The organism is Succinimonas sp., assembly GCF_045225735.1.
Taxonomy (GTDB): Bacteria; Pseudomonadota; Gammaproteobacteria; order Enterobacterales; family Succinivibrionaceae; genus Succinimonas.
Genome location: NZ_JBGVBR010000344.1, coordinates 1 through 3600, shown reverse-complemented (window position 1 = coordinate 3600; position 3600 = coordinate 1). Strand labels below are relative to the sequence as shown.

4 protein-coding genes are annotated in these 3600 nt (G+C 44.9%); 2 read left to right on the top strand and 2 right to left on the bottom strand.

Features of this window, described 5'->3' with window-relative positions; all coding sequences use genetic code 11:
- A partial coding sequence (locus tag ACJROR_RS12130; protein WP_406547252.1) for a DUF4143 domain-containing protein occupies nucleotides 1–368 on the bottom strand: 368 nt, incomplete at its 3' end.
- Nucleotides 369–447: 79 nt separating this feature from the next.
- Nucleotides 448–999, bottom strand: coding sequence for an AAA family ATPase (locus ACJROR_RS12125; RefSeq protein WP_406547251.1), 552 nt, complete (start codon nucleotides 997–999; stop codon nucleotides 448–450).
- Between the two features lie 275 nt (nucleotides 1000–1274).
- Between ACJROR_RS12125 and ACJROR_RS12120 the strand changes: the two genes are divergently transcribed.
- Together ACJROR_RS12120 and ACJROR_RS12115 are read left to right on the top strand one after the other, a co-directional pair.
- Nucleotides 1275–1502 carry a hypothetical protein gene (locus tag ACJROR_RS12120; protein ID WP_406547250.1) on the top strand — a complete coding sequence of 76 codons (228 nt, stop codon included), beginning with the start codon at nucleotides 1275–1277 and terminating at the stop codon, nucleotides 1500–1502.
- 1124 nt (nucleotides 1503–2626) lie between these two features.
- Nucleotides 2627–3379 (top strand): ABC transporter permease, encoded by a 753-nt coding sequence (locus ACJROR_RS12115; RefSeq protein WP_406547249.1) that lies wholly within the window; start codon nucleotides 2627–2629, stop codon nucleotides 3377–3379.
- Nucleotides 3380–3600: the final 221 nt, after the last annotated feature.

Sequence of the window (3600 nt, the reverse complement as noted above, 5' to 3'; positions counted from 1 at the left end):
AAGGCCTTATTATTTACCAGCGCATCTCCGGCATCCGCATCGGACAATGCTCCTAATAACCCCAAATCAAGCAGAAATAATTTAAAGGCTTCCGGATCCTCATAAAATTTCAGCGGCTTTTCGGCTTTGGCAACACGGAGCACCTTATATACCAGACCGGCATCAATCAGCCATTGAATGGCATTTTCAAACTCCCGGGCCCGGCCGCCCTTCTTTATCGCGCTGTACATGAATTTTTTATTTTCCCTGGCAAGCTGGGCCGGAATAGCATCCCATACCATATTCACCTTGGGCAGCATATCTGCAGGAACATGTTTGGAAAAATCCCGCCTGTAATCAGCCAGTATTTGCTTCTGGATATTTCTCACCCGGAAGATATCCTTATCTTCAGTATATGACCTTACTGCCTTCGGCATTCCGCCGGTGTAATAGTATTGCCGCAGGAGATCAATGTAGGAGATCAATGTATATGGCTGACAGGGATGACACCTCTGACCAGCGGCACGTCTCCATCTCCCGAACGAGAGCCGTTTTGCCCAGAGCCAGCAGAAACTCCTTAAATGACAGGGGATAAAGCTTTATTTCGTCAACCTTCCCCACCGGAAAACCGGTTCCTTCATGCAAGGCAATTCCCGGCAGGCTGCCTGCTGCCGCCAGATGGTACTCCGGAGCCTTTTCGCAAAAATATTTCAAGGCGGTCAGTCCCAAAGGAGCTTCCTGTATCTCATCCAGCACAATGAGGGTCTCCCCTGGTTTTATAGTAACACCGGAGATGGCGGAAAAAACCCGCAGCAGTCTCTCCGTATTGAAATCGGAAAAAACACCTTTCATTGCGGTAACTTCATCGCAGTTTATGTAAGCCAGATTCTCATATTCCCGGGATCCGAACTCCTTGATAAGCCAAGTCTTCCCCACCTGTCTCGCTCCGTTCAGGATAAGAGGCTTTCTGTCCTTCTTCTTTTTCCAGTCAAGGAGCTTTTGGTATGCCTGTCGTTCCATTTTCCGCCACGTGCATTCTCTCTGTCTTTTTCTTCAGATTACATTTTTTCAAACGAAGAGACAAAGCAATTTACATTTTTTCATACGAAATAACGGCAGCAGAGACAGTTTTTCAGGGGAAATCATGAATGCCTCATGGCATGAAAAGTTAACCGTGATCCCTGTCGTAAAAACAGCACCCGCCTCAGGGCCAAAGACGGACGCTCAGGTCAGAAAATGCTAGAATGTAATGTGTTGAGTTGTACCTAAATTAAACAAACTCGGAGGATGCTGTCATGGATGCATCATCAATCAGTTCAGACAACTACGGCATGGAAGCCATGCAGGTAGCTCTCGCTAAGAAGGCTCAGGAAGCCGACGGTCAGATGGCTCTCAAGCTTATTCAGGATACCGCCCAGACCAATCCCGGAACTCTGGCTTCAGGCGGATCTCGCGTTCACGTAAATGCTGCCGGCGCGGTGCCTTCAGATCGTCTCGGATCCAACATTAACATCGTAGCTTGATGGTATTGACGGCTTGACGGTACTGACCAGACGCCAAAGGTCGGTATCATACGGTTTAAAAAAGCAGGAAGAGGCTCTTATGAGCCTTTTTCCGTTTTAGCGTAATTTGATCTCCTTCTCATTTATTAATACTTTTCAGACATTAATCAAGTTTGGTCGGCTTACAGCTGACAATCCCCATTTCCCTGTTTCTGATTTTTCCCTGCCTGAACCTGTATGGGATGCTTATCGGAATAGCTTTATGCGGTAATTCTCCTTTCTTTCGCAGCACGATATCCGGTGCAACCATGATACATACCCCGCCATATATTGTGTTTTTAATATTAATGAACACTAAAGCAAAATAACTTGGACATAGGTTACAGAACCAAACTGACTTTGTTCACATGAGATGCTTTCTGTGGGAGAATTATCATATCAGGCGGTGGTGTTCTCTTTTTTTGCTTTGTGATATCGCTGCTTTACTACTACATAATGATCATCACGGAACTGAAACACAAAGTTACCCCGCGAGCCTTGACTCTTCGGGAAAGCAAGATCTTCATATTTGTCTTTTAACTGTTTTTTCGGGCTTTCCGAAAAAGGAGCAGCGGATATGAATGACAGTAACTCTGATGTTTTTTTCACGGTGCTTGAGTATTCAAGCGATTTTCTTATTTTTGCGATTCTGATGGCTGTAATGATTCTCGGAGTGGCTGCGCTGTAGTCCCTTTCCTGAGGTCACGCCTTTCCTGCTGCCCTGGAAGCAGTATTGTTCCGGGGGCTTTGCGACACAAGACCGGGGTTTCCCGGTTTTTTGCTTTCAGACCGCCTTCCGGCATTCCCCTCCCAGTCATCCTCGCAAAATAGCGTGTCTCGTATTTAAGAGCTTCTGATTTTGTGATAAACTTTGCAAAGTACGAATGCGGATTAAATAATGATAAATTTCGATTTGAAAGCATCTCGGTTTTTGCCGCCCGGGGACTTATCATTTATTTTAATATCATCATGCTTTAAAATTAAATTAACAGTTAATACCGGCATTGCCTCCTTGTAATGCTTCTATATTTTTATTAAAGTTTTTTGCAATGTTATCACGTAGACAACTAAAATTCCGCCAAAATTTCCTGGGTGCCTGTCACTGCATGTTCACGGTGATTAAAGCTCTGTTTTTAAGAGAAACCTACACCCTTTACGGCACAGACAAGCTAGCATATTTCTGGGCCCTGCTACGAGATGTGTTCGGCGTCGGAATTATGATAGCGATACGTCTCGTTTCAGGACTGCAGTTTGAAAAGGGACTTCATATCGTATATTTTTGTCTATGCGGTTTTTTCATTTTCTATGTGGTAACTGAAAGCGTTTCAAAATGCATGTCCGCCATTCAGGCAAATTCAGCGATTCTCTCATTTCCCCACGTTATTCCCCTGGATATCATGATTTCGCGGTGCCTGTTTGTTTTCTTTACCAACGTTCAGTCTGCCATTGCAGTGATTATTTTGGCGGTATTATACGGCATAGAGTTTGAAATCACCGATGCGCTGCTTTTTATTTACTGCATTATAACCGCAGTGCTTTTGGGTTTTTCCGCCGGTCTTTTCATGTCAGCCATGGCGGTTTTTTACCCGATTCTTGATAAAATCTGGCCAATTATTGTAAGAATCGGTTTTTTCCTTTCCGGAGTGTTTTTCACTCTTGACAGCTTTCCCTCCTATATCGCCGAGCCCATGAAATTAAACCCTATCCTGCAGCTTATCGAGGGACTCCGGAAGGCCCTGTCTCACAGTGTTGATCTTAGCAATATTCTCAGCTTCAGCTACGTTTACTCCTATATCCTGGTTTTTCTTACTCTGGGACTTTTCTTCCAAAACGCAGCCCGCGAAAGACTTGACGATTAATTACCCAGGGGCCGGGCCCGGCCCCTGACCTTGCTCTTTCCTAGCATCTTTCAAATCTTTGCCACCCTTGCTTTTAATTACAGCCCCCAATAAAAAACCCCGCCCGAAGGCGGAGTTTCGTTTTCTTTTTCCGTTCAGAAAAAGCTTCCTTCCAGGAGAAAGCTTCCGGTATTACTTAACGGTAATGGAAGCAGTCTCGTTATACGCATTAAAGGTTCTGT